Here is a 26,982-nt window from a genome sequence, read left to right as displayed (position 1 = left end):
AATGAAAGTCGCTCTTGGTCAATTTGCCGTCAGCCGTGATTGGCGGGAAAACACGCGAATCTGCCTGGGTCTGATGAAAGACGCCTCGGACGGCGGCGCCGATCTGCTGGTCATGCCGGAAGGGGTTTTGGCGCGGGATATCGCCGATCCCGATCTGGTGCTAAAGGCGGCGCAACCGCTAAACGGCCCCTTTGTCACCGAGCTCCTGGCCGCCAGCATAGGCATGCCGTTAACCACCATGATGACCGTACACGTCCCCGCCGAAGAAGGTAAGGCGCTCAATGTGCTGATCGCCATCCGCGATGGCGAGATCGTCGGCCGTTATGACAAATTGCATCTTTACGATGCCTTCGCCATGCAAGAGTCTGAACGCGTGCGTCCGGGCCATGCCATCCCGCCCTTGGTGGAAGTCGCGGGCATGAAAGTGGGATTAATGACCTGCTACGATGTGCGTTTTCCGGAATTGGCTCGCCGTTTGGCGCTGGACGGCGCCGATGTCTTGGTGTTGCCCGCGGCCTGGGTAAAAGGTCCCTTGAAAGAAAGTCACTGGGAAGTGCTGGTCACGGCGCGGGCCTTGGAAAATACCTGTTATCTGGTGGCGGTGGGGGAATGCGGGCCGCGCAATATCGGCAATAGCCTGGTGGTGGATCCGCTGGGCGTGGCCATTGTCAAAGCCCCGGAAACAGCGACGCTGGCCTTCGCCGAGCTTGATCCGCGACGCATCGCCTATGCTCGCGAAGTGCTGCCGGTACTGGAAAACCGCCGTTTCGCCCGCCCTGAATTAGACACACAATATCGGGAGATGCTATGAAAAAACACCTCACCCTGTTTATGGCGGCATTGGGACTGTTTACCGCCTCCGTTTCCTATGCCGCCGAGCCTATTCCGGCGCAGACCAAAGACCAGGCGTTATATGATCGCCTGCCGCCGGATATCAAATCGGCGGGCAAAATGGTCGCCGTGAACAACGGCTCGTTCCCTCCCTATGAAATCGTGACGGGTCCCCATTCCCTGGACGGCGCCTCCCATGATCTCGCGGTGGCGCTCGGCCAGTTGCTCGGCATCAAAATCGAATATGCCACCGTCAGCGGTTTATCCGGATTACTGGCGGGCATTAATGCCGGCCGTTACCAATTGGCTATCGGCCCGGTGGGGGATTATCCCGATCGCCAGAAAAAAGTGGATTTTATCGATTTTGTTCAGGAGTTCGTGGTGTTCGGCGTCCCCAAGGGTAACCCCGCCGGTATTCATGGCCTGGAAGACACCTGCGGCAAACGCATTGCGGTAATGGCGGGGGGATCGGCGGAACAGGTGATTCGTAAACAATCGCAGGCATGCGCCGCCGCCGGGAAACCGGCCGTGACGGTACAATCGTTCACCGATCAACCGTCTTCGATACTCGCGGTGCGCTCCCACCGCTCCGACGCGTTTTTCTCTTCCCAGGCGCCGCTGACTTATTTTGTCGAACAAGCCCACGGCCAATTGGAACTGGCTGGTAAAGGAAAGAAAAACGGTTTCGGTGATATTTTCCAGGGGACCGTGGTACCCAAAGGGTCTGTTTTGGGCGATGTGATCCTGGATGGATACCGGGAGCTGTTTAACAACGGCACCTATGCCGCCATTATGAAAAAATGGCGTCTGGACGGCAACATGATCGCCGCGCCGGGCCGCGATCTGGCGAAATAAGGCGTGTCCATGATCCGCAATATCGACGAAGCGCGCGCCAGGGACCAGGCGGACGCGCAGCGGCGCGATGTGGCGTTCGCCCGCAATACGCCTGGTTATGGACGCTGGGTGGCTTGGATGGTGGTACTGGTTATCGCCGCCAACTTTCTTTGGCTGGTGGCGATCAACCCGAATTTTGAGTGGGCGGTGGTATCAAAATGGTTTACCGAAAGCTCGGTGCTAACGGGGTTGGAGGTCACGCTGGGCTTGACGGTTGTCTCCATGATACTTGGCGTTTTGCTGGGTTTGCCGCTGGCAGTCGGGCGGCTTTCGGATAATCGGTTGTTCAACGGTCTTTGCGCCTTGTATATCTGGTTTTTCCGCGGAACGCCGCTGCTGGTGCAATTGATATTCTGGTATAACCTGTCGACGCTATTTCCCACATTGTCGCTGTCGGTACCCTGGACCGATATCACTTTCGCCAAGTGGAACACCAACGCGGTGATAACGCCGTTAACCGCCGCTATCGCCGGTTTGGCGCTGAACGAGGCGGCATATATGGCGGAAATTATCCGCGCCGGCCTGCTTTCCGTGGATAGCGGCCAGGTGGAAACCACCCAGGCGTTCGGTATGAGCCGTGTGCGGGCCTTGCGCAGAATCATTATCCCCCAGGCGATGCGCGCCATCATTCCCCCCACCGGCAACCAGCTTATCAGCATGATCAAAGCCACCTCGCTGGTGAGCGTCATAGCCATGGGCGACCTGTTATATTCCGTGCAGGCGGTGTATAACCGCACCTTTGAAATCATTCCCATGCTGATGGTGGCGGTGATCTGGTATCTTATCGTCACATCCATCCTTAACCTCGGCCAGTCGGCCGTTGAACGCTATTACGCCCGTGGATCGCGCCGTGATGTAACGGTGGCCAAGCGTCGCGCCAAGGACGCCGGAGCGCCGCCGACAAAATCGATAGTGGCGCGCAAGGAGGAGATATGAATCAGGCCGAACCTCTGGTACGCGCTCGTAACGTACAAAAAAGCTATGGCGACATAGAGGTGTTGAAGGGCATCGATCTGGATATTTATCCCGGCGAAGTGGTGGTCATTCTCGGCCCATCCGGCTCGGGAAAATCCACGTTTCTCCGCTGTATTAACCATCTGGAGGATATGAACGCCGGTTCCATTATGGTCGGCGGAGAACAGATCGGCTACGAACTCAGAAAAGGCGTGTTACATCGCTTGTCGGCGCGCAGAATTGCCCTGCAACGCCGTAAAATCGGCATGGTGTTTCAGCAGTTCAACCTGTATCCGCACATGACGGTATTGCAAAATATTATTGAGGCGCCCATCGGGGTGCATAAATTTTCACGGCGGGACGCCGTGGCGCATGCCAAAGACCTTCTGGCGACGGTGGGGCTCAGCGATAAGGCGGATGCCTGGCCTCGTCAGCTTTCCGGCGGCCAGCAGCAACGCGTCGCCATCGCCCGGGCACTGGCGATCAAACCCACCTTGATGCTGTTCGACGAGCCGACTTCCGCGTTGGACCCCGAGCTGGTCGGGGAGGTCCTGGCCACCATGCGAACCCTGGCCGAGCAAGGTTTGACGATGATTATCGTCACCCATGAAATAGGTTTTGCCCGGGAAGCCGCCGATCGGGTGGTGTTTATGGATGGTGGCGTGGTGCTGGAGCAAGGCAGCGCGGAACAGGTCATCGGCAACCCGAGTCATCCCCGTACCCGGGCGTTCCTCAGTCGCTTTATCGCGGCATAATCGCGGCATCGGCCTGCCCTGTTTCTTCTCAAGACGTTAGAAAATCGATGATGGAAATTTACGAGCGGCACTATAGGCAACTTAGGGAAAATAATCAGTCGGCCTGGACCGGCGAGGGATACGAACGGGCTTGGAGCCGCTTGTCGGAAACGATGCAAAGACTTGATGCAGGGGATATTCTGCCGGCGCCAGGCGGTGTTTGTCTGGATCTGGGCTGCGGCAATGGCGCAATGGCCTCGCTCTACCTGGCACGGGCGGGTTATGAAGTTCATGGCGTCGACATTTCGCCCACTGCGATCAACTGGGCAAGGGCGTTATTTTTCAGTGCGGGTCTGACGGCCGAATTCAGGGAAGATGACGTTTGTCGTTTGGGATCTTATGGAAATCACTGGTTCGATTTGGTCTTCGACGGCAGTTGCTTACATTGCCTGATTGATGAACAACGCAGGCAATGTTATCAACAAATTAAGCGGGTTCTCAAACCGCAAGGCATTTTTATTGTCAGCAGCATGTGCGGCTACCCCAAACAGTCAATCGATCGGCAACGCTATCGCCATGAAACCCACCAATTGCTGCTCAACGGGAACCCCTGGCGAACCCTGATGCCCTTGTCGCTGCTGGAACAGGAACTCAAAGACAATGGTTTTACCCTCTTCGATACGGCGGTGCGCGAGAATCCGTGGTGGGATCATGCCACGCTGTGCTGTCGCCGGGCCTGAGTCAAGGCAGAAATACGCCTATGACCAGCGCCAGTCCCCCATGGAACAATGCCGACACCGTCATTATCAGCGTCAGGGGCGAGCCGGCCTGTGACAGGGTCAGTCCGGCCAGCGCTATGCCCAGCAAGGAGCCGGTTTGCCGGATTGCGGTATGGATGGCGGAGGCTGTGCCAGCCGTCCCGGCGGTACTGCCGGCCAGGATCGTGGCCGTCATGGGCGGTACGACAAACGCGGTGCCGCCAGCCAGTAACGCCATGGCGATAATGGCATAAAGGGTGATTCCCGGGGTCAGGCACAGCATGGCGGCATAGCCTAACGCACTCGCCGCCAACCCGGCCACCATCTGTTTTTTCACGCCCCAACGCGACATCAAACGGCCGGCCAGCAAATTGCCCACCATCAGGCAGACTGCCAGCGGCAGCAACGCCATTCCTGTTTGCAGCGGCGTATAACGCCATTGTTGTTGCATGATCAGGCTTAACGCATACAAACTGCCGAAATAACACGCGTTAATGCCAAAGCCGGTAATATTGGCAAGATTAAATGCGCGGTAGCGAAAGAACGCTAACGGCAACATCGGGGAAACGGCACGGCGCTCCGCCGCGATAAACGCCGCCGCCCCCAGTAACGAAAACAAACAGACAACCGGCAGCGCGCTCTTTGACCATTCCTGCGACGGAAATTGGATCAGCACGTAACTGAACCCGCCCAGCGTGGCGATTCCCAGTAATTGGCCCGCCGCATCCAGTCCCGTCCTTTTGCCGCCCGCCGAACGGGGCAATAGCCGGCGGCCCGCCATAACCCCATAGCAACCCATGGGAAAATTTATCAGAAATAAACTGCGCCAGCCAAAACAGCCGACCAGGAAGCCGCCCAATATCGGCCCCATCGCCGCGGCGATGGCGACAATACCGCCAAACAAGCCGATGGCCCGCTGTCTGGCGGCCCTCTCCGGCCAGATAAGGGATAACAAGGAAAATGAGGCCGGAATGAACAGCGCCGCACCGCTTCCTTGCAATAAGCGCAGCACGATTAACAAATCCATCGACCCGCTTAATCCGCATCCCACCGACATACCGGTAAACACCACTAGCCCAAGCAACCATATACGACGGGCGCCATAGCGATCAGTGAATACGCCAGCGGAAAGCATCAAACTGGAAAGCGCCAGGTTATAGGCATCCACCGCCCAGGTCAGCGCCGAAAGGGAGGCATTGAAGCGGGATTGGATAGCGACCGTCGCGATATTGATGACGTTCACATCCAGAATTGCCATAAACATGCCGGCGCACAGCACCAATAGGGTCTGAAACTGAAATGGCCGACCGGGGATAGATGTGAATTGCGACATAACGTTTTCCTGTTGGCGAAACAAGATTAGCAGCGTAAAAGAAAACCATGGGTTTAAAAACGCAGCGCGAATCGGGCTGCCCACAGCAAAAATGCAGAGGGAATGATGAATTGGGATAATGCGCGGTACGTCCTGGCGGTTGCCCGCACCGGCAGTCTGCGCGCCGCGGCGACAAGTCTCGGCGTTGATCAGGCCACGGTAGCCCGGCGGCTGCGCGCGCTGGAGCGGGAACTGCGCACCGCCTTATTCCGCCGCTCGCCGGAGGGCTATCACCTGACCGATAGCGGTAGGCGGTTACTGCCCGATATGGAGCAAATGGAGGCAATGGCCGCCTCCATAGAGCGAAAAAGCGTGGGAATGGATGGAACGTTGACGGGGAAGGTGCGTATTGCCTCCACCGACGCGCTGGCCCGGTATTTTCTCCTGGCCGCGCTGGAGGAGCTGCAACGCACCGCGCCCCATATCGGCGTGACGTTATCCACCGCCCCCGCCGTTGTCGACATACGGCGCGGCGAGGCCGATATTGCCATACGCAGCGCCCGTCCTACTGACGACAACGTGATTATCCGTCGTCTGGCGACGTTCCGGCTGGGTTTGTACGCCGCTGAAAATTATGTGCGCCGGCGAGGCCGGCCAAAGCCGGGCACCGCTTTTCAGGGCCACGATCTGGTGATGTTTCCTGAAGAAGCCGTGCCGCAATATTGGCAGGCCCTGTGCGAAGAGCCCTTGACCAATGGTCGTATCGCGCTGGAAACCACATCGCAATGGGTGTATTTCGAAGCGCTTCGCCAGGGTCTGGGTATCGGTATGATGGCCCGGGAAATCGTACAAAAATACTGTCCCGAACTGATAAATATCATGCCCGACCGAAGCGGATCCGCCGATATCTGGTTGGTCATCAACCCGGATGTCTGGTCGGCAGGGCGCGTTCAGGCTGTTATCGCCGCCATGACAAAAACGTTCTCCGACGCTGTAAATCAGGACCGCCTGACAGGGAAATAACACGCCTGACGCGTCCTCGGGTCATACCCAACGCAGAAAGTGCGCAGCGCCTCGCGCTTTTCACGCGCGCATTGGCGTTTTTTACCGCCAGGTCGAGGATTGCCGCGCAAGACTCTCGCCCGCCGCCGGACAAGAGTCTTTATCACCAGGCCGCCGCATGGCTGCCCGGCGGCATTGAAGGCCGGGCATACCCGGCGGGAGTGCGGGCGAGTTGCGCGCTGGGGCGCACGGCGTACAGCTCGCCGAAACCGGACAGTTCAGTGATGCAATAAGGGCCAGCATCGGGGCGGGCCATGCGCAACCCGCCCGCTATCCTGCCCAGGCCGCGCAGCCATTGGCCTGTCTGGGCCAAAGAGACGTCCACCAGCCAGCTGCCGCCTTCACGGCGCTGGCGATAAAGCGCCGCCGCCGCGCCGAAAGCCATCAGGTAACCGGTAGCCTGATCGAGAATCTGCATGGGCAGCGCTCGCGGTCGGCCATCGCCCGCGGCTTCCCCCTCGGCATGATTGAAGCCCATGGCGGTTTGCACCAGCGAATCGAAACCGCGCCGGTCCGCCCAAGGTCCCTGAGTTCCGTAGGCAGTCAGGGAAACACAGACTATTCCCGGCCGGCGTTCAGCCAGCGCTTCAGGCGAAAAGCCCCGTTCAGCCAATCCACCAGGACGATAGCCCTGCGAAAAAACGTGAGCTTGGGCGATCAATTGCCAAAGCTTGGCGCGCCCGGTTTCGGTTAACAGATCGATGTGCGCGGAGCGTTTGCCGCGGCTGGTATCGGCAATGGCATCAATGTTGGGCAAGAAGGGCGAATTCACCAGCATCACGTCGGCGCCCAACGCCGCCAAGGCCCGTCCGCCCACCGGACCGGCCAAAATTCGGGTAAGATCCAATACCCGCAACCGGGTCAACGGGGGTTGATCCGCGCCGAGGACCGGCAGAGTCAGCGGCGGCGCATCGCCGATACGACTGATGGTCAACAGCGGCTGTCCGGCAATCGCTTGTCCCTGCGGCGTGGCGTCCCATTCATCGAAACGCCGGAGCGCGGTCGCCACCAAACCTTGTTGCGCGGCGGCCTGCTCATAATCCATCGCCCGCCAGGCCAGCAATGCCTGCTCGGCGTCCGCACGTGTCGCCGTCGCCGGATCGAGCCTTAGCAATTTTAATGCCCCTTCGCGATGATGGGCGAAATTGGCGTGAACACGCACATAACCGTCAGCGCAGCGGTAAAGGCCGGAAAACGGATCCCATAATGAAGGTTCCCGGCCGTCCAGCCGAAACGAGCCGGTGCATTCGATGGCCGCGTGCCGCATATCGACGGCCAGGCGCTGACGGGATGCCCCCCGGGCATGCCCCAGTTCGCAGGCGGCCAGCGCCGCGGCGGCGATAGCGCTTTGCGCCGCGGCGCCTACGGCGAAAGAGGAAGGAAATACCGGGTCGGCGCCCGTCAACGTCGCCCAATCCAACGCCTCGGCGGGCAAGTTCGCTAATGCCCAAAGCGATTTCAATATCTCGAATGGTGGCATAACGCCTCCCGATTAAGCATTCCGCCTGGATAGCCCTACCTGAACAGGGCCGATAGTGTGTTCCCCGCCGGACAGGATGGGTCAATCTATAACAGCGAAGACAACGCCGGCGGCAGTTGTTGCGTTGACTTATCCGCCAGCATACCAAACAGCGGATCCCATTCCTCAATACATAGACCGCAAATCAGTCCTTCGCGGGAAAACGGGTCGCCGGCAATCATCTGATCAATCTCCTGTCATCATTCATCCCACCTAAAACAATGCACGCCGCCGACAAAGCGGCAACGTGGGGTATGATGGGTTTAGCATTCTCTATACTATCCTCATTTACCACCCTAGCTGAAGAGAACGTCATGACCGCGTCATATCCGGGAAACAAAACTGAAGGGGCCGCAGAATTATCGCTTTACGCCATTGCGCAAAAAATACAGGCATTGGCGCAAACCGGGCTGACGTTTACCCGGGACCGATATGATATTGAACGTTATGCGGAATTACGCGAAATAGCGGCGCAATTGATGGCCGGCCAACTGTCGACGCCAACGGCGCCGCTGCGGGCGTTATTTGAAAACCAGCAAGGCTATGCCACACCCAAAGTGGATACCCGGGCGGTTATCGTTCGGGACGGCAAAGTCCTGATGGTCAGGGAGGCGGATGATAAATTGTGGAGCCTGCCCGGCGGCTGGGCCGATGTGGGCGATACGCCATCCAACGCCGTTTGCCGCGAGGTTCGCGAAGAGACCGGATTGCTGGTGGGCGCGGAGCGTTTGCTGGGCGTCTGGGATCGGAACCTCCATGGCCATCCGCCTTATCCCTGGCATGTCTATAAATTAATATTCCATTGCACAGAACGCGGCGGTCAATTACGGTTATGCGAAGATTCCCTGGAATTGGATTTTTTCGATCCGCATCGACTGCCGCCATTATCGTTGACGCGAATCGTGCCGGAAGAGATATTGGCCAGCCTGGAGAGTATTACCCATCACGGCGGCTGCTGGTTTGATTAGCGGGCCGGGCGCACAGACTGTGCCGTAACGGGGATATGCGCCAGGGGGTCAAGATATCGGCCTGTTTATGGCGCTTACCTCCGCGATATTGATAATCCCCTGGCGCCGATGCCTGCTTTGACGAAACGTTTTCGCGATGGTTAACGCATTAAGCGCCGGGACGAACGCGCTTTTCGCCTACGTTGTAAATAAGCCGGCAAGAGGAAACTGCATAAGGCGACCACGCCCAATCCGGAACCCATTCGCAATAGCATACCGGCGCCGAAATGATCCATCCACACGCCACCCGACATGGCCCCCGCGCCGATGCCGATATTGAATGTCATCACATACAACGCCGAGGCCGCTTCGGCCTGTTCCGGCGCCAATTCGATGACCCAGCTTTGTAACCCAATGATAAGCATGGCGATCGCCGCTCCCCACATCGCCATCACCAGCCAGGGCACCCCCGGATAACGAGCCAACCACAACATCAGCAATTGGCTGACGACGATAGCCGCCGCGGAACCGGCCGCGAGACGGATGGGACGAGGGCTTAGCCAGCCGGCCAGCAAGGTGCCCGCGGCGCCCGCCAGGCCGAACACCAATAGCGCCAGCGGCAACAAGACGCCGTGCAATCCCAGGGTATTGGCCGCCAGCGGCGTAATATAGGTATAGCCGTTAAAGTGGGCGGTGATTATCAGCAGCGTCGCCAGGGCCGCGCCGTAAAGCGGCCAATTGCGGCGAGGAAAGCTGGCACCGCCGCGAGCGTTGATCTTAACCGACGGCAACCAGAAATAGCCCATGATTAAAATCAGCAAACCGCACGCGCCAAAAACCGCAAATCCCTGCTGCCAGTCAAAGGCCTGCCCCAATGCGGTGGCCAACGGTACGCCGCCCACAATGGACAGCGAGATGCCGGAAAATACCCAGGCGGTCGCCCGGCTGGCCGGCATATCCGGCGCGATGCGAACCGCATAGGACGCCAGGCTGGACCAGAACACGCCGTGTCCCAGCGCCGCCACGATCCGCAACGCCATCAGCAAGCCCCAGGTATGGGTAAATAACGCCAGACCGTTGCACAGGGTAATGATCCCCAACAAAACAAGGAACAATGGGCGACGGTCGATGTGGTTGGTCAGCAAGGTAATGGGAATTACCGTCAGGGTGATGATCCAGGCATAACCGGTCACCAGAATGCCCACCTCTGCCGGATTGACCTGAAGGTCGTCGGCGATGCGGGTTAGCAGGCCGATAGGCAAATATTCGGTGGTTTGCGATACAAACGCCCCCAACATCAATACCAGTAAGACTTTTATCATCAGCGAATTATCCCTTGGCGTGACTTACCCTTCTCCGGCGGACGGGTCGAGATAACAATATTAGTTAATCAATTAAAGAAAAATACGCTAGTATTCATTTCTCTCATGACAATGTTGTCATGAATGGAGTGATTATGGACCATTTGGGCGGACTGGAATTATTCGTACAAGTGGCGAAAGCGGGCAGTTTTGTCGAAGCGGCTCGGTTAGCCGCTATTTCGCCATCGGCGGTCAGTAAGGGGATAGCGCGCCTCGAAGCTCGGTTGCAGGTGCGCTTGCTAAACCGGAGTACCCGCAGTATCGCTTTAACTGAAGAAGGAATCCGGTTCTATCGCAACAGTGTGGCTATTTTGCGGGCGGTGCAGGATGCCGAAAACCAATTGCGCCAAATCCGGGAATATCCCAGAGGCAAATTAAAAATTAGTCTGGCGGAAGAGAGCATGGCCGCGCCCTTTCTGGCCGATTTTGCCCTGGCCTGGCCGGAGATCGACATTGAGCTGGACTTTTCCGATCGCATGGTGAATGTGATCGAAGAAAGTTTTGATGTGGTGATCCGAAGCGGCCATATAGCGGACTCCCGGCTGGCAGCCAGAAAACTGGCGACATTCGGCTCCAAAGTCGTCGCCTCACCCGACTATCTGGCCCGAGCGGGAATACCGCAAACGCCGCAGGATCTCGAGCGGCACGCCTGTCTGCATTACCGTTTTCCCCATAACGGTAAACTGGAACCCTGGCAATTGCGCGGCATAGAGTCAATCGCCGGCGCTCTACCGGCCACCCTGATCTGTAATAATAGCCAGGGACGGCTGGATTTCGCCTTACGGGGCGTTGGCCTGGCGTGGTTGCCGAATTATGTTGTCCGTTGCGCGCTGGCGGACGGCTCACTGGTGAGTGTATTGGACGAATACGCCATCCGCACGGAGTCATTATGGCTGTTATGGCCTTCGGGACCGTATCTTCCGTTGAAAACGCGGTTGTTTATCGATTATCTATGCGACCGCTTCGCCGACAAGACCACCGCTGATTCCGCTGAATGATTCACGTTGCCTCGCGGCGGTAAGCGCGGTTATTCATCCCTTTCATCGAAAGGGCAAAATACCGTGTTATCAACGATAAGCTTCCCCAACAGCCGTTATCGCGGAAAAATAGTGCCCCGGGGATTTGCCCAGCGCTTTCTTGAACATGGTGATAAACGCCGAAGGCGAATCGTACCCCAGATTTTCCGCCACCCGCTGTACGCTCACGCCCGATGCCAGTTGGCGGCTGGCGATGATCAGTTGCAATCGCTGGCGCCAGCGGCCAAATGTCATGCCGGTTTCCCTGATAAGCAATCTGGCCAAGGTCCGTTCACTCACGGCCAAATAAGCGGCCCACTGCGGCAGGGTGCGTCGATCGTCAGGCGATTGATGCAATATCTCGGCAAGCAGGCGGATTTTGGGGTGGTTGGAGAAAGGCAGATAAAGATTTTCCACCGGCATTTGGCAAAGCTGCTCCAGCATCACGATAGCCATACGGCCGGTGACCGAATCCAGTGCATAACGCTCCGGTTGTCGCGTCAAGGCCAGAATCAATTCCCGTAATAAAGGAGAGATAAGCAGGGTACAGCTTTTGTCGGGTAAACCCGGGAAACCGGGCTCCACAAATACAAAGCAGAAACGGGCGTTAGCGGTTACCCGATTGCTGTGCGGCGTATCACCGGGGATCCATACCGCGCAATGCGGCGGGACCATCCATAGGGCATCGGCCAGCTCGCAGGTGATGCCGCCGCGCAACGCCATAATCAGTTGGCCTTTACGGTGACGATGGAAAGGCGCTTCCCGGCCATTTTGCGGCATGTCAATGTGCATTGCCGTCGCCAGGCTAGGATCCTGGTCGGGGTCGTAATCGCTCAGGCGGATGCTAAATGGCATGATGGAATGACCGTTTTTAACGATATTTAGTCATTATAGCGAAATTCTCCGATCAGATAATCCGTTAAAGTGACTTTCCCGATTTTCCAAAGAGGTCCTTATCGAGAGATGAAAACCGTCCCAGCCAGTCGGCGCGGCGCGGTCGCCGGGATGACCGTTTTCGGTATTCTTCTGATCGCCGCCAATCTGCGCGCGCCCATTACCAGTCTGGCGCCGATTTTGACATTGATCCGCGACGGCTTTCACCTGACCACCGCCCAGGCCGGCGCTTTAACGACATTGCCTTTGCTGGCTTTCGCCGTCGTTTCCCCCTTCGCCGCGTCGCTATCACGCCGTTTCGGCATTGAACGGGCCCTGTTCGCCGCTTTACTGGTCATGGCTGCCGGTATTGCGCTGCGCTCACTGGACGCCGCCTGGTGCCTGTACGCCGGAACAGTAATCGTTGGCGCCGGTATCGCCGTGGGCAATGTCCTGTTGCCCAGTTTGCTCAAACGCGATTTCCCGGAGCGCGTTACCGCACTCACCGGCGCTTATGCGCTGACCATGGGGATGGCCGCCGCACTCGGCTCGGCGATCATGGTACCGCTGGTACACCTGACCGGCGGGCGCTGGCGTCTTTCACTGGCGATGTTTATCCTATTGCCGCTGCTGGCCGCGGCGAGCTGGCTGCCGCGGCTCGGCCCGGCCGTCGCCAATGTTTCGGCGCCGGCCGCAAGCGTGCCCCATGGCGCCAATATGCTGCGTTCGGGGTTGGCCTGGCAGGTGACCCTGTTCCTCGGCCTCAACTCCTTTATCTACTACATCGTAATCGGCTGGCTGCCGGCGGTACTGACCGACAGCGGTTTCAGCGCCGCGCAGGCCGGAGCGCTAGATGGCGCCATGCAATTTTCCACCGCCGTTCCCGGTTTGCTGCTGGCGCCGTTGATCGCCCGCATAAGGGATCAGCGAGGGGTGGGAGCGGCCGTTTCGCTGATGTCGGCCCTGGGCATGCTGGGGCTGGTGTTATGGCCGTCGGGCGCGCTCATCTGGGTATTATTGTTCGGAATCGGTACCGGCGCGGCGATGATCCTCGGTCTGGCCTTGATCAGTATGCGGGTGACGGGGTCCCGCCAGGCCGCCGCGTTATCCGGTATGGCGCAATGCATCGGCTATTTGCTGGCCGCCTTGGGACCCGCCTTGATCGGCGCCTTGCGTGATGCGACCGGCGGATGGGATTGGCCATTGCTGATTTGCACGGTATCCGCCCTACTGATGGCCGTCTTCGGGTTTATGGCCGGTCGCGACCGCCAAATCGGCCTTTAACCTTTTTCCCGCGGCTAAAATTGCGCCCTAACCCCCTCATTGCTTCGCGGGAGCTGGTAAAGTAGCGCAAACTTTATCATTTTCCGGAGCCGAAATGGACGAGCAGGCGTTAAGCAAAACCGACCGTATTACTCATGAACTGGGCCAGCAGATTATCAGCGGAAAGTATACGCCCGGCAGTGGACTGCCTTCGGAAACGGAACTGTGCGAGGAGTTCGACACCTCCCGCAACATCATCCGTGAAGCGCTGCGTTCGCTGACCGCCAAACGGCTGATAGAGATTATCCGCTATCGGGGCGCTTTCGTGACCGCGCGCAACCAATGGAATTATCTCGATAGCGACGTCCTGCAATGGGCTTTGGCTCGCGACGACGACCCCAGGCTTATCGCCGCCATGAGCGATGTGCGTCATCTGGTGGAGCCCACCGTCGCCCGCTGGGCGGCGGAGCGCGCCACATCAAGCGAACTGGCGGAAATCGAGGCGGCGCTTAACGACATGGTGGTCAACCACGACCAGCGCAGCGCGTTCAATGAAGCGGATATCCGCTACCATGAAGCAGTATTGAATGCGGTACACAATCCTTTGCTACAGCAGTTGGGCGTTGCGATCAGTTCCCTACAGCGGGCGGTGTTCGAGCGAACCTATATGCCGGATGAAGGCAATATGCCGCGCACCCTGAAAGAACACCAGGATCTTTTTGATGCCATCCGGCATCAAGATGGCGACGCGGCCGAGCAGGCGGCATTAACCATGATAGCCAGCTCAACCCAACGATTAAAGAACATAACGTAAGCGGCAACCGGGGATCGGGAAATGAAAGTGTGATCTTTATTGTAGTACAATAATAATAAATAGTGCTACAATAAGCCCTATCAAAGCCTGTTCGCCTCCCTGGGCGGTCTGTGATGCCCGTCCGGTTACGGCCCATTTCCAGGCGCTTACATTTGTCCGGTTTTATAGGAAATTCAGCATGAAAGTCACCAAACTGACCACCTTTCGGCTTCCGCCGCGTTGGATGTTTCTCAAAATCGATACCGATGAAGGCATCGTCGGTTGGGGCGAACCGGTCATCGAAGGACGCGCGAAAAGTGTTGAAGCCGCGGTACGCGAATTGTCCGAATATGTGATCGGCAAAGATCCGGCCCGAATCAATGACATTTGGCAAACCCTGTACCGTGCCGGTTTTTACCGCGGCGGTCCGATACTGATGAGCGCCATTGCCGGCATCGACCAAGCGCTGTGGGATATCAAGGGCAAGGCGTTAAATGCGCCGGTCTACCAATTGCTGGGTGGACTGGTGCGCGATCGTATCAAAGCCTACAGCTGGGTTGGCGGCGACCGGCCTGCCGATGTCATCGCCGGCATGAAAAAACTCATTAACATCGGTTTTGACACCTTTAAGCTCAATGGCTGCGAGGAGATGGGCTTATTGGACAACGCCCGGAAAGTGGATGCCGCGGTGGCCGTGGCGGCCCAGGTGCGGGAGGAATTGGGTAAGACCATTGAATTCGGCCTGGATTTTCACGGCCGGGTGAACGCCCCGATGGCTAAACTGCTTATCAAAGAGCTGGAGCCATATCGCCCGCTCTTTATCGAAGAACCCGTGTTGGCGGAACAGGCGGAATATTATCCGCGCCTGGCGGCCCAGACGACCATTCCCATCGCCGCCGGCGAACGCATGTTCTCGCGTTTCGATTTCAAGCGCATTCTGGCTAACGGCGGATTATCCATCGCCCAACCGGATTTATCCCATGCCGGCGGCATTACCGAATGCATGAAAATCGCCTCCATGGCCGAAGCCTACGACATCACCCTGGCGCCCCATTGCCCCCTGGGTCCCATCGCGCTGGCTTCCTGCCTGCATGTGGATTTCGCATCCTATAACGCGGTGTTGCAAGAACAAAGTATGGGTATCCATTATAACCAGGGTGCTGAATTGTTGGACTATGTCGTCAATAAAGATGATTTCGCCATGAATGACGGCTATTTCTATCCATTGCATAAACCGGGCCTGGGGGTGGAAATCAACGAAGAACTGGTGATCGAGCGCAGTAAAAATCCCCCTGATTGGCGCAATCCCGTTTGGCGCTATCCGGATGGATCGGTGGCCGAATGGTGATAACGATCCGGTACTGGCCGGCGGCAAAAGAAAACTTCGTTAGCGATTGACCCAATAACAGCAGGTACAAACATGACATATTCCGTAATGAAAGCCGCCATGCTGCCCGATGCGTTAACGCGCCGGTTGGCGGAGCATTTTCAGTTGGCGGATTACGCGCTGTTGACCGAACCGGAACGTTCGGCACTGGCGCGCCAAACCCGGGTACTGGTGGTCAACGGTGAATCCGTGGTACCTGGCGAATTTATTGCGCAATTTCCCGAACTGGCGCTGATAGCGGTTTTCGGCGTCGGCTATGACGGCGTCGACGTGGCGGCGGCACAACGGCGCGGCATACAGGTCACCAACACGCCGGGCGTGCTTACCGACGATGTGGCCGATATGGCGATGGGGCTGCTATTGGCCACCTCGCGTCAGATTGTCGGCGCGCAACGTTTTATTGAAAACGGCGGCTGGCTATCCGCCGGCTATCCCTGGACCCAAAAAGTCTCCGGCGGACGGCTCGGCATCGTCGGCATGGGGCGTATCGGTCATGCCATCGCCAAACGCGCCGCGGCATTCGATATGGACATCAGCTACAATGATTACCGCCCGCAAGTCGATAATCCGTGGCGTTACTATGCCGATATTGCCGAACTGGCCGCCGCCAGCGACTTCTTGATGGTCTGCGTCAACGGCGGCGAAAAAACCCGTTCGCTCATTAATGGGCCCATCATGGCCGCGCTGGGGCCAACGGGTATCTTGATAAACATCGCCCGTGGCACGGTGGTGGACGAAGGGGATCTGATCGCGGCGCTGGACAAGGGCCTTCTTGGCGGCGCGGGACTTGACGTCTTCAGTCAGGAGCCGCATGTGCCCGCCACTTTATTCAACCGGCCCAATGTCGTGTTGACGCCCCATATGTCCAGCGCCACGCATAAGACTCGCCAAGCCATGTCCGATTTGGTGTTCGAAAACATTGCCTCGTTTTTAGCCGGCAAGCCGGTAATCACTCCGGTCACGGCTTAGATGATATGCTGAACCGCCTGATTGATGGCGCCGCCGCCGACAATAAGCCAGACAAACAGCAAGCTGGCCAGCAATATGGGCTTTAGGCCGGCCTGGCGTATCGCGCTGGAATGGGTGGTCAGGCCCAGCGCCGCCATGGCCATGGCCAGCATTACCGTGTCCAACGTGATGAGGTGACTGACCAAAACATGGGGTAGCCAATGAAATGAATTAAAAGCGGCCACCAAAATAAAAATCACCGCGAACCAAGGAATGGTAATAGCGCTTTTCCCGGTTGCGCCATCGTCTTTGCGCACACGACTACGATTGAGATAACTGGATACCAATAATAGAAAGGGCGCCAGCATCATAACCCGGATCATTTTGGTGATGACGGCGGCATTCTCCGTAGTCGGACTGATGGAATGGGCGGCGGCAACCACCTGAGCCACTTCATGAATAGTGGAGCCGGCATAAATACCAAAAGACAACGGGCTGAATGTCAGCCATTGGTATTGCTGATTGAGATCATACAGCCAGGGATAAACGAAAATGGCCAGCGTACCGAATACCACCACGGTGGCAACGGCAACCGTGACCTTGCTGGCCTCGGCTTTAAGCACCGGTTCGGTGGCCATAACCGCCGCCGCGCCGCAAATACTGCTGCCGGCGCCAATCAGCATGGCGGTTTGCGTATCCATGCCGAAAACCTTTTTGCCCAGCCAGCAGGCCAGCAAAAACGTGCTGCTCAGCGTCAGCAGGTCGATGATGATACCCGTAGCGCCGACATCGGCGATTTGCTGAAAGGTTAAGCGAAAACCGTACAAAATGATGCCCAACCGCAATAAACGCTGTTTGGCGAACATCACCCCACCGTGGCTGACCAGCTGGATACGGGGATAAACCGTGTTACCGACGATGATGCCGAAAATGATGGCCAGCGTCAGCGCGCCCAGTCCCAAATTGACCACTTGGGGGATATTGCCGGCCCAGATGGCGATGGCGGTCAATCCGCCGGTAAGGAGTAAACCCGGCAAGAGACGCCGTGTTTCCTGTGTAAAAACGCGCCGCTTAGGTACTACCGAATGCGAAATTTGTGTCGACATGATAAAGCCCCATTCCGATAACATCAGTCGACAACATTAACATTTCGAAATTTAAAATATAAATTCATTATATATTTATAATCTATCGGAATAACTGGTAAAGTCCTTTCCTGCTTTGGGCCCGCGACAACGCGCCGAAAACCTATTAAGCCGCCATCGGCGGCTTTGGGTCAGAGACTGGGTTTTCTCAATGCCCCCAGCAATAGAACCGGCGGTGAAATAGAGCGGCGAAAGCCGCGGCTAATGCAATAAAGAAGGAAGGCGAGAAGGCCTTAAGCCGATTTAACCAGCTGTAAGCCGGTCACACAGGTCTGGCTGTCCGACGTTGTGGCGATAGGCGTCGACGCTGTCATGCCGTTATAAGTCACTTTGAGCGTGCCGGTGATATTCCGGGGCAGCCAGACGCCGACAAAACCGTTTCGATAGCTGGTCATCGTCCGGTTAAGGATGACTTTACCTGTTTGATCGGTAATATTGACGTTAAAAGCGGTATTGCCCAGTTCTCCCCGGCAGGAGGTCAAACTATGGTTGAAACAGGGATGGGTCTGGTTGAGATAGGGCGCGAACGATAAGTAGAATTTATCGCCCAAGGGATAACTTACGCTGTCTTTACCGTCCGTCAACCTGAGCTCGGTACTGGTGACGGATGCCGAAAAGTTCAAAGGCTGCGTCGTATTCGGTTGGTTGATCTCGTCAATTATTTGGCGCGGCGTTTTCCCGATCAGGCCATTTTGCGCGAGAAAATCCTGGGTTCCGGCGTAAGCCGCCTGACCGGACAGGATTAGCGATAACGCCACTAAGGCCGTTTTCATGATATGCGCCGAAGAAGTTTTCAAGGTGGATTTTCCTTATGCTATAAATAAGCACTCATTACCGGATGGAAGTGCGGATTGCGTTACAGTTCACGCCATTCAACCGCGACGCCGACAACGCGACGGTTTATAAAATGACGGGCATGGGTTTAGAAAGACTAGCTTGAACGCTACACCTTCCCCTTGGGGCAGGGTCAAAGGCAGATTTGCATAGAAGTGTAAATTCACGGGCAATGACTTTATCCCACGGTAGAGTGCTTGCCATCATCGATTTCCACCCCCTTGTCGGCGACGAACCATGAAATTTCTTACCCGCTTACTGCTTTGCTTGCTTGCGCTTCTACCGCTTTACGGTATGGCGGCGGATATTTCGCTGGGGGCTGCCGGCTTTGCCTCCGTCTCTCCTTATGCGGTGACCCGCGGCGATCGTTCGGTTTGGCCGGTGCTCAATTATGATGATGATCACTGGTATATACAGGGTGATGATGCCGGCCGCTATCTGATCAATGACGACCGCAACGAGCTGAAACTGAAAGTTTTTTATTTCGATCAGAGCTTCAAGGCCTCCCGGGGGAACAATGCGGCCCTGCGCCGCCTGAACGATCGCCGGGCCACAGCCATGGCCGGAATGAGCTATCAGCGCACCACTTTTTTGGGCGCATTCCATATCCAGGTGGCGGGGGATATCCTTAACAACAGTCAAGGCATAACGGCCAATATCGCCTATTTGAATCTGATGAAGTGGGGCATGCTCACCATGATCCCTGAAATCGGCCTGGACGGCGCCAATGCCCAGCAATCCCGATATTATTACGGTATCTCTTCCGCCGAATCCCGCCGTAGCGGACTGGATACCTACCGCCCTTCGGCCAACGCCACCCCTTATATTTCCCTAACCGCCGATTATCAGTTCACACCCCTCTGGGATACCTATGCCAGCGCGCGCAGCAACTTCCTACCCGCCGAAGTACGAAACAGTCCAATGGTCAACCGCAATCGGACTTACGCCTTTTCGGTGGGAATCAATTACAATTTTTGACGGAATAACCCCGCCCATGTGCTGAATTTAAAGTGATTATTCCGGTAATACCGTGAATTGATATATTACCGCTCACTGAAGGCTCGCCGTCGGCGATTCACATGGAGTGTGTCGCATGCATCGATCGCTTGCCGGAACGCGCTTCAAATCATCTTGGGTATGAATCATTTCGTTTAATAATCATTTAATATACACAAGGTAGAATAACCGGCATCCGCTGAATGTATTTGGATTCGGTCGCATGACCTTTTAGGGGCCGGGCAGCCGTTCGTTTTCCCAGCCCCTTTTCAGAGCTTGTAGCTGTATATATGGCAATCAATTCCATCCCGGTTTCCCCTTCGTCGCCGTCCTGGACTGTTTTATGCGATTTCGACGGCACCATCAGCTTCAAAGACGTCACCGATACATTGCTGGATGCCTTTGGCATGCCCGGCTGGCAACAACTTGAAGAGCAGTGGGAAAAGGGTGAAATCGGTTCCCGGGAATGCATGGCCGGCCAAATCGCCTTGCTGGACGCATCACGGCAAGATCTCAACGCCTGCCTCGCCACGCTGGATATCGACCCTGATTTCGCCGATTTCGTCCGCTATACCCGTCGGCGACAGATCGCGCTGCATATCGTCAGTGATGGGCTTGATTACGCTATCAAATACATATTGCAGGCCCACGGCATCAACGGTATTCCGGTTGTCGCCAACCAGCTCCGCCAAGTGGCCGAATGCCGATGGGCGCTGGATTTCCCCTACAATAACGTTAATTGCCTGAAAGCCAGCGGCGTTTGTAAATGCGGCATTGCCAAGTCCGTGGCCGGCGAAAGAGTTTTGATGATCGGAGACGGTCGTTCCGATTTCTGTGTATCGCGCATCGCCGACTATGTGTTCGCCAAGAGCAGTCTGATTGGCGAGTGTCGGCAGGCGGGAGTGCCCCATACCGCCATAAGGGATTTTTCCGGGGCTTGCGCCGAACTGGATCGGTTATTGGCGCGGCGGGAGTGGAATTATCCCGTGCCGGTCGATCAGCTGATAATCAGGGGAATTTATGATCAGCCATCATGATTTTCTGTTTGAAGGCGGCCGGATCGGCGTCCTGCTGATTCACGGTCTGACCGGTACTCCCACCGAAATGCGCGGCATCGGACGGGAATTCCATCGGGCGGGTTTGACCGTATACGGCATGCAACTGGCCGGGCATTGCGGCGATGTGGATGATCTGATCGCCACCAACTGGCGGGACTGGTATCACAGTGTGGAGGAGTGCGCCGATAAGCTGCGCCGGCAAGTGGACTATCTGTATGTCGGGGGATTGTCCATGGGCGCCGTGCTGGCGTTAAATTACGCCGCCGACTATCCCGAACGCGTCCAGGGCGTGTTGGTATATGGCGCGACTTTCCGTTTCGACGGCTGGACCATTCCCACATTTTCCAAAATAGTGGGACCGTGGTTTCTGACGCTGATGGACCGGCTTCGCCTGGGGCGCCGGCGGATCTTCAATGAAGAACCGCCTTACGGTATCCGCAACGAACAACTGCGGCGAAAAATCGCCCAAAGCATGCTCAGCGGCGATAGCGGCGCGGCCGGTCTGGCGGGCAATCCCTGGCCGTCATTAAGCCAGTTGGTTTATCTGACCAGACATGTCCGGCAAGCGTTGCCGAAAATCACCTCGCCTTGTCTGGTTATGCACGCGGAGAACGACGATATCGCCCATCGCCGCAATGGCGAGCTGGTGCGCGACAGGGTGAGCGGGCCGGTAAATTTGGTGCTGCTCAAGAACAGCTACCACATGATCACAATCGATAACGATCGGCGCGAGGTGGTTTCCCGTTCCATCGCGTTTATGCAACAACATGTGCCCGCCGGCGGCATGGCGGGCGGCCAGTCCGCCGCGGCCGCAAACCGGCGTCCCGGGCTGAATTCCTCAATACAGGGCGCATGACGCAAGGACCGCACAGCACGCCATGAGCCAATTAACGGTTTTTCTTTGGATACTGAATGTCCTGATTGACACATTGGGCCAGTTGGCGTTCAAAGCCGCTGCCTCATCCGCCGCGCCTTATGCCGGCCGGGCCCATTGGCGCCATATGCTTGCGGGCAAATGGATCTGGATCGGCATATTCAGCTATGTTTTCGAGTTTGTGCTATGGCTGGCGTTTTTGTCGCTGGTGCCGCTATCGGTAGGCGTCATGCTGGGGTCAATCAATATTGTGGCGATCATGGTGGCCGGCCGTCTCTGGTTTAAGGAAAAAATCAGTAAATGGCGGCTTATCGGCATTTTGCTGGTGGCTTGCGGCGTCTTAATCGTGGGTATCGAATCATGAAGCGTTTTTATCTGGTTGGCTTTCTGGTCCTCATGTTATTCGACACCCTGGCGCAGGTCAGTTTCAAATACGCCTCGTTGCACGCCGCCCCCTTGATGCTGAATATTGACTGGCTGATGCGGGTATTCGGCCACCCCTGGATTTACGGGGCGTTCATCGGCTACCTCGGCGCGTTCTTCACCTGGATGACATTACTGAAATATGCGCCGGTGGGACCGGCTTTCGCCGCGTCTCATCTGGAAATCATCAGCGTGACCCTGGTTTCCGTGTGGCTGTTTGACGATCAACTGACCCTGATGAAAGCCTTGGGCGGACTGTTGATACTCTCCGGCATCCTTTGTTTGGCCAGGGGCGAGACCGCCGAATCGTGAAACTTTATTCGTTGCCGCAAGAAATCCCGCCCACAGCCGGCTTGCCGGTTCGTTGGCGCGAGCTGTCCGCGTTGTCGGGCAATCTGGCGGCCCGACTGGCGGACCGCCTATCGATTCCCGAACCGGCGCTGACGTGTTCCGGCACAGCGGCCCTGATCATGATCCTGCGGGTTTTACGACAACGCCATCCACACCGTTGCGTACTTATCGTTCCCGCCTTTACCTGTCCGCTGGTGGCGCTGGCCGCCGGTTTTTGTCCGCCGTTAACCGTTGTTCCCTGCGACTTGGCCCCCAACGGCATCGATCTTGACTCTCAGCATCTGGCCCAATTATGCGATCACCGCACTCTGGCGGTTGTGGTCACCCACCTGGCCGGGCGGGTTGTGGATGTCGACAGCGCAAAGGCGGTTGCCGCGGCATGCGGCGCCGCCGTTATCGAAGATGCCGCCCAAGCCATGGGTGCCCGGGACGATGGACAAAGCGTTGGCCTCAAAGGAGATGCGGCATTTTTCAGTATGGCTTTCGGCAAAGGCCTGACCTCCGCCGAAGGCGGCGTTCTGTTTAGCCGCGATCCCGAACTGCACCGGGCGTTGCATCAACAATGCCGGCAAGACCTGCCTTTTCGTTTGGGTTGGGAGATACGCCGAATCGCCGAACTGGCGGGATATGCTTTATTTTACCATCCACGGGGACTGTATTATGTCTACGGCAGGCCACTGCGCCGGGCGCTGGCGCGCGGCGATCGCATCCAGGCGGTAGGCGACGATTTTTCCCGACGGGATATTCCCCTGCACCGTCTGGGCGGATACCGCCGGCGCGTGGCCGCGGGGGCGTTGAAACGCCTGCCCGCCTTTCTGGAGAGCGGGCGTGAACGGGCATTGCGTCGCATCGCCGCCTTACGGGAACTGCCGGGCGTGGGGGTGTTAACGGACACTGCGGGTCGGGAAGGCGTCTGGCCGTTTATCTTGTTGCTCATGCCAAACCCATCCGCCCGGGATGCGGCGATGGATAGCTTGTGGACTGCCGGCCTGGGCGTCACCCGGCTCTTTATCCATACGCTGTACGGCTATCCAGCGGTTGCCCCGCTGTTAGGCCTGACCCCGCCCTGCCCCCATGCGGACGATTTCGCCGCGCGCAGCCTATCCATCAGCAACAGCCCTTGGCTTACCGATAAATTGTTTAATGACATCGTCGAGCAATTGAGAACCGTACTGGCTTAACGCCAGACAGTGGCTATCCGGGCCGCCAGACGCCGGTTAAGGGCATTTTGCCGTTGTTGCCAGGCCGCCGCCTGGTCCGATGTCGCCTCCTGTTGCCCGTCAATGGCGCTGAGCCACCGTTTGAAACGACTTTGATAGCGGTAGACGGACCCTTCGCCGGTGATATCAGCCCCAATAAGGCGGCCGTGGCAGGCATCTATAACTTGATTGAGATGGCGCTCTTCGAATATGCCCTGGTCCCAGTTGGTGGTCACAACGCGCGGACTCAATACGTCCTTATCAATGGAAAGGTAGGCCGGCGAGCGATCGCCGCCGGTGAACACGGCGAGAAAATCGGTCAGCAAAGCGTCCGCATCCCCGTATCCCCGCCCGGCCGGCCCCAGCCAATCAAGCCAACGGGTATTGGCGCGATTAAGGTGCCAGTAAGTCAGCTTCTTGCCGACCAATGGCGCCCAATGATTTTCCCAGGCATGCCCCAGCCCGATATCCGCCGAACAGATCCCCAGGACATGAATATGTTTTACCTGCGGCAACCGACTGGCCCAGTACACCCAGGAACCACAATGTATCCCGAACGGATAACGCATATTGTCGGGATGGTTATCGCAAATCACCAGCTCGAACGCCGGTTTTGTCGCCATACGCCCTAGCAGCAGATAAGACAGATGGTGAAAATCACCGCTGCCGGTGAACACACAACCGTAATCCGACGGCCAAAGGGGCGCCAGCGCGTCGGCCAGTTGCCGCAAACGCCCGTGGCGGCAACCGAAACGAACAAGTTCCTGCCAGCCTTGTAGCGGGATACTCACGGCATCAGGGAAATCCCGTGCCGCGACCGAATCGTCGAAATTTAACACCAGAGGCGCGCGAGGACGCATCATGGCCGCTGCTCCCGCTGCCAACGGGCATCGCTTTCAAAATGATGCCGGAAGCGAATCAGTATTCGCCGCAGCAAGGGCTGGCTTATCCAGGCCAAGTGGGTGGTAAACGTAAATTGCGCGCCGAGATCGGCCTTGACCTGTGGATCGGTCCAACCCGCCACATAAAAGCGCAATCCCTGGCTGAGCGCATATTCCAGATTGACGAACCAACTGACGACATAGAGATTGTATTCCAGTGCCTGCGGGTAATGCAGGCCAATATATTTATCAATCAATTTGTCGTTTTGCACATAGCACAGGTTAAAACCGATCAATTCCCCTTCCCGCCAATAACAGAAAATCCGCCCGGCGCTTTCGCTATCCGTCAGCAATCCGGCAAAGAACTCCGGACTGTGCAAATCGAAATGGATTTCGCTCTGATCGTAAACCTCCCGATAAAGCCGGTACATTTCCTGCTGGCGATTTGTATCGCATAACCGCGCATCGCCGGTATGTAAAATCTCAACGCGCAGATCCCGGCGGCTGCGTAATTTACGCCGGATATTCCGCCGCCGGCTATGGGACAGCCGCGACAGATACCCGTCGAGGTCGGTGAAATCGATAGGCACGTAGGCGAGCGCCTGTCCTTCCACCTGAATAAATCCTCGTTGAAGGCATTCGATGATGAGCTGGTGGGAATATTGATTATCGCGTGGCGAAAGTAACGGCGAGTCCTGCGGCAGATCTTTGATAATAGTGAACTTCTTTTCCGCGGCGCATTTCTTTAAAATCCATTCGGCCAATCGCTGCGGCGACATGTCCATAGGAAAAATCGAGTATTCATTGACCGTGGTACCGATAAACCAGGCGTCCATAGTCAGCAACCGCCGTAATAAGCCGGCGCCTGGCCAGCGCAAAAGCCTCTGACGCGCAGCGGTGTCCATGGTGGTGGTTAAATCGAAGCGGGTATAAAAACAGGGCAACCCACTTTCCGACATCCCCACCTCAAAACCGGCGGGCGGGAACCGAAGAAAATTCAGCACCAGACTGTGTGGCTCTATATCATTGATATACAGCGTTTCAGTTTGACTATGGTCGGTCATTACCCGCTTTCCCCACCCTAAATAAAAAAAGCGCACTCGAAGTGCGCTGAATTTTAACGCCAAATCAGTTTGCCAACTGTGTGACGCTCATTCAATGAAAAAGCTGTTCAGACTCAGTCAGATTTCCCGTTTTGCGCGAACGATCAATTGTTCCAGCAATTCGATGGCTTGATCGATTTCCGCCCGGCTGATTTCCAGTGACGGCGCAAATGTGATGACATTCTTGTAGTAACCGCCCACATCTAAGACCAGACCGGTCTTCTGTCCCCGATATTCCAGTGTTCCGGACAAACCGATATCCACCATTTTATCAAGTAACGCTTTATTGGGGGTAAAACCATCAGCTTGGCAAAGTTCGGCGCGCAACGCCAGCCCCAAACCGTCCACATCGCCGATTTCCGGATGGTGGGATTGCAGGGTTTTCAATCCTTCAAGGAAATAAGCGCCGCTCTTCATGACCTGGGATTCATAATCTTTTTCAGCCAGCATATGCATGACTTCGAGACCGACCGCAGTCCCCAAGGGATTAGAGGCGAAAGTCGAATGCGTGGAGCCGACCGGGAATGTTTCCGGGTTGATCATTTCTTCACGGGCCCAGATACCGGCCAATGGGTTCAAGCCATTGGTCAGCGCCTTACCGAATACCAGCACATCCGGGGTAATGCCAAAGTGCTCGACCGACCATAGCTTGCCGGTACGATAAAAGCCCATTTGGATTTCATCCACCACCAGCAAGATACCGTGGTCATCGAGAACTTTTTTCAGGCCTTTATAAAAATTGCGCGGCGGAATAACATAACCGCCGGTACCCTGAATAGGTTCGATATAAAAAGCCGCGAATTCAGATTGCTGCACCTTGGGATCCCACACCCCATGGTATTCATTCTCGAACAGGCGGGCGAAATCGGCGACCAATTTATCGGCATACTCTTCCGGCGTCATGCCTTTCTGGCGACGGAACGGATAGGGGAAGGGGATAAACTGGGCTCTTTCGCCGAAATGACCGAAACGGCGACGATAGCGGTAACTTGAAGTAATCGACGACGCGCCAAGGGTACGCCCATGGTAACCGCCCTCAAATGCGAACATACGGCTTTTACCATTGCAGTAATTGCGTACCAGCTTTAAGGAATCATCAATAGACTGCGAACCGCCGACATTGTAATGCACACGCCCCGGCAAACCGAATTTGCGTTCCATATCCTGAGCGATGATCTTGCTTAATTCGATTTTGGTCGGGTGAAGATATTGGCTGGCGACTTGCGGAAGCAAATCAATTTGTTTCTTTAATGCTTCATTTAAACGGGGATTAGCATAACCGAAATTGACCGCGGAATACCACATTTGCAAATCAAGATAGGGTGTGCCTTCCCCATCAAATATGAAGCTTCCCTGACATCTTTCAAAGATTTTAGGTGGATTCACATAATGAACCGTATCTCCGAATGAACAATATTTTGCTTCGTCTTCCAACATCCGGGCTTCAACAAGCGTCATGGCATTAC

Annotated in this window: 28 protein-coding genes; 18 read left to right on the top strand and 10 right to left on the bottom strand. The window is 56.6% G+C overall.

Annotated features, from left to right (window positions below; all coding sequences use genetic code 11):
* Position 1: 1 nt before the first annotated feature.
* From FCN80_RS17900 to FCN80_RS17880, 5 genes are read left to right on the top strand one after another with little or no spacing between them, the layout of a single operon-like run.
* Complete coding sequence (locus FCN80_RS17900; RefSeq protein WP_136991538.1) at positions 2-811, top strand: deaminated glutathione amidase; 810 nt, start codon at positions 2-4, stop codon at positions 809-811.
* Entirely contained in the window at positions 808-1,686 is an 879-nt protein-coding gene (locus FCN80_RS17895; protein WP_136991537.1) for an ABC transporter substrate-binding protein, read from the top strand. Before FCN80_RS17900 ends, FCN80_RS17895 begins: the two co-directional genes overlap by 4 nt.
* A 12-nt stretch (positions 1,687-1,698) precedes the next feature.
* Positions 1,699-2,661, top strand: a complete 963-nt coding sequence (locus FCN80_RS17890; RefSeq protein WP_373880345.1) for an amino acid ABC transporter permease — start codon at positions 1,699-1,701, stop codon at positions 2,659-2,661.
* Positions 2,658-3,434 (top strand): amino acid ABC transporter ATP-binding protein, encoded by a 777-nt coding sequence (locus FCN80_RS17885; RefSeq protein ID WP_136991535.1) that lies wholly within the window; start codon positions 2,658-2,660, stop codon positions 3,432-3,434. Before FCN80_RS17890 ends, FCN80_RS17885 begins: the two co-directional genes overlap by 4 nt.
* A 47-nt stretch (positions 3,435-3,481) precedes the next feature.
* Complete coding sequence (locus FCN80_RS17880) at positions 3,482-4,153, top strand: class I SAM-dependent methyltransferase (protein ID WP_230492757.1); 672 nt, start codon at positions 3,482-3,484, stop codon at positions 4,151-4,153.
* Between the two features lies 1 nt (position 4,154).
* On the opposite strand, the gene FCN80_RS17875 is transcribed toward FCN80_RS17880, so the two are convergent.
* Complete coding sequence (locus FCN80_RS17875; protein ID WP_136991534.1) at positions 4,155-5,504, bottom strand: MFS transporter; 1,350 nt, start codon at positions 5,502-5,504, stop codon at positions 4,155-4,157.
* A gap of 102 nt (positions 5,505-5,606) precedes the next feature.
* Between FCN80_RS17875 and FCN80_RS17870 the strand changes: the two genes are divergently transcribed.
* Entirely contained in the window at positions 5,607-6,506 is a 900-nt protein-coding gene (locus FCN80_RS17870; RefSeq protein WP_230492756.1) for a LysR family transcriptional regulator, read from the top strand.
* A 142-nt stretch (positions 6,507-6,648) separates the two neighbouring features.
* Here the strand turns inward: FCN80_RS17870 and FCN80_RS17865 are convergent, their stop codons facing one another.
* Positions 6,649-8,025, bottom strand: a complete 1,377-nt coding sequence (locus FCN80_RS17865; RefSeq protein ID WP_136991532.1) for a CoA transferase — start codon at positions 8,023-8,025, stop codon at positions 6,649-6,651.
* A gap of 86 nt (positions 8,026-8,111) precedes the next feature.
* Positions 8,112-8,246, bottom strand: a complete 135-nt coding sequence (locus FCN80_RS27270) for a hypothetical protein (RefSeq protein ID WP_306767895.1) — start codon at positions 8,244-8,246, stop codon at positions 8,112-8,114.
* 132 nt (positions 8,247-8,378) lie between these two features.
* Between FCN80_RS27270 and FCN80_RS17860 the strand changes: the two genes are divergently transcribed.
* Positions 8,379-9,032, top strand: coding sequence for an NUDIX hydrolase (locus tag FCN80_RS17860; protein WP_136991531.1), 654 nt, complete (start codon positions 8,379-8,381; stop codon positions 9,030-9,032).
* 140 nt (positions 9,033-9,172) lie between these two features.
* On the opposite strand, the gene FCN80_RS17855 is transcribed toward FCN80_RS17860, so the two are convergent.
* Complete coding sequence (locus FCN80_RS17855; protein WP_136991530.1) at positions 9,173-10,333, bottom strand: MFS transporter; 1,161 nt, start codon at positions 10,331-10,333, stop codon at positions 9,173-9,175.
* Between the two features lie 134 nt (positions 10,334-10,467).
* Between FCN80_RS17855 and FCN80_RS17850 the strand changes: the two genes are divergently transcribed.
* Positions 10,468-11,370 (top strand): LysR family transcriptional regulator, encoded by a 903-nt coding sequence (locus tag FCN80_RS17850; RefSeq protein ID WP_136991529.1) that lies wholly within the window; start codon positions 10,468-10,470, stop codon positions 11,368-11,370.
* Positions 11,371-11,439: 69 nt separating this feature from the next.
* On the opposite strand, the gene FCN80_RS17845 is transcribed toward FCN80_RS17850, so the two are convergent.
* On the bottom strand, positions 11,440-12,243 hold the full coding sequence (locus tag FCN80_RS17845) for an AraC family transcriptional regulator (RefSeq protein ID WP_136991528.1): 804 nt from the start codon (positions 12,241-12,243) through the stop codon (positions 11,440-11,442).
* A 108-nt stretch (positions 12,244-12,351) separates the two neighbouring features.
* Here FCN80_RS17845 and FCN80_RS17840 point away from each other — a divergent pair, with 108 nt between their 5' ends.
* The 4 genes from FCN80_RS17840 (at position 12,352) to FCN80_RS17825 (ending at position 16,673) form a co-directional block, all read left to right on the top strand.
* Complete coding sequence (locus tag FCN80_RS17840; protein WP_136991527.1) at positions 12,352-13,545, top strand: MFS transporter; 1,194 nt, start codon at positions 12,352-12,354, stop codon at positions 13,543-13,545.
* Between the two features lie 94 nt (positions 13,546-13,639).
* Positions 13,640-14,338, top strand: a complete 699-nt coding sequence (locus FCN80_RS17835) for a FadR/GntR family transcriptional regulator (RefSeq protein ID WP_136991526.1) — start codon at positions 13,640-13,642, stop codon at positions 14,336-14,338.
* 178 nt (positions 14,339-14,516) lie between these two features.
* Positions 14,517-15,665, top strand: a complete 1,149-nt coding sequence (gene dgoD, locus FCN80_RS17830; RefSeq protein WP_136991525.1) for a galactonate dehydratase — start codon at positions 14,517-14,519, stop codon at positions 15,663-15,665.
* Between the two features lie 72 nt (positions 15,666-15,737).
* Positions 15,738-16,673 (top strand): 2-hydroxyacid dehydrogenase, encoded by a 936-nt coding sequence (locus FCN80_RS17825; protein WP_136991524.1) that lies wholly within the window; start codon positions 15,738-15,740, stop codon positions 16,671-16,673.
* On the opposite strand, the gene FCN80_RS17820 is transcribed toward FCN80_RS17825, so the two are convergent.
* On the bottom strand, positions 16,670-17,689 hold the full coding sequence (locus tag FCN80_RS17820) for a YeiH family putative sulfate export transporter (protein ID WP_230492755.1): 1,020 nt from the start codon (positions 17,687-17,689) through the stop codon (positions 16,670-16,672). The two genes, FCN80_RS17825 and FCN80_RS17820, sit on opposite strands and share 4 nt — an antisense overlap.
* A gap of 341 nt (positions 17,690-18,030) precedes the next feature.
* Positions 18,031-18,594, bottom strand: a complete 564-nt coding sequence (cueP, locus tag FCN80_RS17815; RefSeq protein ID WP_230492754.1) for a copper-binding periplasmic metallochaperone CueP — start codon at positions 18,592-18,594, stop codon at positions 18,031-18,033.
* A gap of 274 nt (positions 18,595-18,868) precedes the next feature.
* Between cueP and FCN80_RS17810 the strand changes: the two genes are divergently transcribed.
* From FCN80_RS17810 to FCN80_RS17785, 6 genes are all read left to right on the top strand, one after another.
* Entirely contained in the window at positions 18,869-19,609 is a 741-nt protein-coding gene (locus FCN80_RS17810; protein WP_136991522.1) for a MipA/OmpV family protein, read from the top strand.
* A 308-nt stretch (positions 19,610-19,917) separates the two neighbouring features.
* Positions 19,918-20,664: an MtnX-like HAD-IB family phosphatase gene (locus tag FCN80_RS17805; protein WP_136991521.1), complete on the top strand. Its 747-nt coding sequence runs from the start codon at positions 19,918-19,920 to the stop codon at positions 20,662-20,664.
* Positions 20,648-21,541, top strand: coding sequence for an alpha/beta hydrolase (locus FCN80_RS17800; RefSeq protein ID WP_136991520.1), 894 nt, complete (start codon positions 20,648-20,650; stop codon positions 21,539-21,541). The genes FCN80_RS17805 and FCN80_RS17800 overlap by 17 nt, the downstream gene beginning before the upstream one ends.
* A 22-nt stretch (positions 21,542-21,563) precedes the next feature.
* Positions 21,564-21,923 carry an EamA family transporter gene (locus FCN80_RS17795; RefSeq protein ID WP_136991519.1) on the top strand — a complete coding sequence of 120 codons (360 nt, stop codon included), beginning with the start codon at positions 21,564-21,566 and terminating at the stop codon, positions 21,921-21,923.
* Positions 21,920-22,294, top strand: coding sequence for a DMT family transporter (locus tag FCN80_RS17790; protein ID WP_136991518.1), 375 nt, complete (start codon positions 21,920-21,922; stop codon positions 22,292-22,294). Before FCN80_RS17795 ends, FCN80_RS17790 begins: the two co-directional genes overlap by 4 nt.
* Positions 22,291-23,514 carry a DegT/DnrJ/EryC1/StrS family aminotransferase gene (locus FCN80_RS17785; RefSeq protein ID WP_230492753.1) on the top strand — a complete coding sequence of 408 codons (1,224 nt, stop codon included), beginning with the start codon at positions 22,291-22,293 and terminating at the stop codon, positions 23,512-23,514. Before FCN80_RS17790 ends, FCN80_RS17785 begins: the two co-directional genes overlap by 4 nt.
* Here FCN80_RS17785 and FCN80_RS17780 read toward each other — a convergent pair.
* The 3 genes from FCN80_RS17780 to FCN80_RS17770 all read right to left on the bottom strand — a co-directional run bounded on the left by FCN80_RS17780 (position 23,511) and on the right by FCN80_RS17770 (position 26,974).
* Positions 23,511-24,395, bottom strand: a complete 885-nt coding sequence (locus tag FCN80_RS17780; protein WP_136991517.1) for a hypothetical protein — start codon at positions 24,393-24,395, stop codon at positions 23,511-23,513. The genes FCN80_RS17785 and FCN80_RS17780 overlap by 4 nt on opposite strands.
* Positions 24,392-25,477 (bottom strand): GNAT family N-acetyltransferase, encoded by a 1,086-nt coding sequence (locus FCN80_RS17775; protein ID WP_136991516.1) that lies wholly within the window; start codon positions 25,475-25,477, stop codon positions 24,392-24,394. The genes FCN80_RS17780 and FCN80_RS17775 overlap by 4 nt, the downstream gene beginning before the upstream one ends.
* 117 nt (positions 25,478-25,594) lie before the next feature.
* Complete coding sequence (locus FCN80_RS17770; protein WP_136991515.1) at positions 25,595-26,974, bottom strand: aspartate aminotransferase family protein; 1,380 nt, start codon at positions 26,972-26,974, stop codon at positions 25,595-25,597.
* Positions 26,975-26,982: the final 8 nt, after the last annotated feature.

Source organism: Martelella alba (assembly GCF_005217455.1).
Taxonomy (GTDB): domain Bacteria; phylum Pseudomonadota; class Gammaproteobacteria; order Enterobacterales; family Enterobacteriaceae; genus Acerihabitans.
The sequence above is the reverse complement of the archived record's forward strand: the minus strand, read 5'-3'. Positions and strand labels throughout refer to the sequence as shown.